General features: G+C 59.7%; 1 protein-coding gene and 1 pseudogene. One reads left to right on the plus strand and one right to left on the minus strand.

Annotated features, from left to right (window positions below; translation table 11 throughout):
* Positions 1-462 (minus strand): annotated as a pseudogene (locus tag EN906_RS32775) (SMP-30/gluconolactonase/LRE family protein); the annotation flags it as partial.
* Between the two features lie 287 nt (positions 463-749).
* On the opposite strand from EN906_RS32775, the gene EN906_RS32780 reads away from it, so the two are divergent.
* Positions 750-1,825 (plus strand): CoA transferase (locus EN906_RS32780; protein WP_206529234.1); only part of this gene is annotated, 1,076 nt, incomplete at its 3' end.

Genomic DNA, 1,825 nt, shown 5'->3' on the forward strand with positions numbered 1-1,825 from the left:
TGTCCGTGGCGATCGCCAGCTTGCCATCGAGGGGATCAAGGCGGAAAACGCAGCGGCGCCCGAGCTCGCTGGAGGCGCGGTTTCCTGTGTAATCGCTGAGAATTCCATAATCCGGGTCGGTAAACCAGATCGAATCATCCGAGCGTACGACGATGTCGTTTGGCGAGTTGAGCCGCTTTCCCTCGTAGCTATCGGCGAGAACGGTCTGCCTCCCGTCAAGTTCGGTGCGGACGACGCGACGATTGCCGCTCTCGCAGGTGGCAGACGCCCTTGGCGGTCCCGGGTGTTGCCATTGGCGTTGCCGGACGGATGGCGAAAGACGACCGGTGGCTGCCCTTTGGCGACAGTAATATTTGCTCTGCTGGAACGTCGCTAAGAAGGAGAATCTCGAGATCCGCAAAACAGACCGGACCCTCCGCCCACAATGCCGGTGTGAAGACGCTCCAATGGCGCATTGGCCACGACATAGCGCCGGAAGCCTTAAAAATTCAGGATCGAAATTTCTTCTGCACTTTTTCCACCACCCAAGGTGAATTGGTTTGACCCCCGCAATTTCTAATTGACAGGCGCCGCTTCTCAATGCCTAATTTTATATAATGCATTATCTTGCCGAGCAAACTCCATAAATGTGGTTGCTCAACATCAACGCTGAGACGGTCCAAACACCCTTCATGACAGCTGCAAGAGTTGAACCCCGGTCGACCGCTCTGGCGTCCGACACCGCCCCCGGAATGCTGTCTGGCCTTCGAGTGATCGAGGTGGCGGACGAGACGGCGGAGTATTGCGGCCTGCTGCTTGCAGGACTCGGCGCCGAGGTGATCAAGATCGAATCAGCAGACGGCAGCCCGACGAGGCGCATCGCCCCGTTCTGTTCTGAGGAGCCCGACCCCGAAAAGTCGCTCTATTTCTGGGCATACAACCGCGGCAAGAAATCCGCCGTCGCCGATCTGGATACCGCAGGCGGTCGCGAGATGTTGGTCCAGCTCCTGGGTACTGCCGACATCCTGCTGGATGCTAGCTGCGGCATGTTGAATGAACAGCTTGGGCTGACCCGCGAAGCCTTGGCGGCGCGGTACCCCTCGCTCGTCATCGCCCGCATGACGCCTTTCGGCGATGACGGCCCTTGGAGTACCTTCAAGGGGTCGGACCTGGTTCATCTGGCGCTCGGCGGCGTCATGATGAATTGCGGCTACGATCCGGATCCATCGGAACAGTACGACCTACCGCCTATCGCACCGCAAATCTGGCATGCCTACCATATTGCCGGTGAGCAACTCATGATTGGCATTCTTGCCGCTCTGATCGAGCGGACCACCTCGGGTCTCGGTCAGGATATCTCCTGTGCCATCCATGAGGCGGTGGCCAAGAGCACCGAGATCGATCTGATGTCATGGGTGATGCGCCGAGCGCCGCTCCATCGTCTGACATGCCGTCATGCCCTGGAGGCAGTGTCGCGTGTCCCCAACATCAGTCACACCAAAGATGGTCGCTGGTACATGACCTGGGGTGTTGGCGCCCGTGACAAGGCCAATCTCGTGCCGTTCCTCGAGCGTTTCGACATGGCTGCGGACCTCGAGGCGCCCACAGCCGATGCGGACTTCAACGCACGCAGCGTCCCGGGCTCGTCGAAGATGGACGACGCCACCTCGCACACGCTGGAAGTGGTTCAGCGTTTCGTCCGCGCCCACACATATGACGCGACGCCCTGGCAAGAAGCTCAGGCAGCGGGATTGCTCTGGGCACCGGTGCGCAAGCCGCATGAGAATGCACAAGACGAGCATTGGCTGAAGCGCGGCGCCATCACCAAGGTCGCTCACCCTGAACT

This window comes from Mesorhizobium sp. M7A.F.Ca.CA.004.06.1.1, assembly GCF_003999135.1.
In the GTDB taxonomy this organism is placed as follows: Bacteria; Pseudomonadota; Alphaproteobacteria; order Rhizobiales; family Rhizobiaceae; genus Mesorhizobium.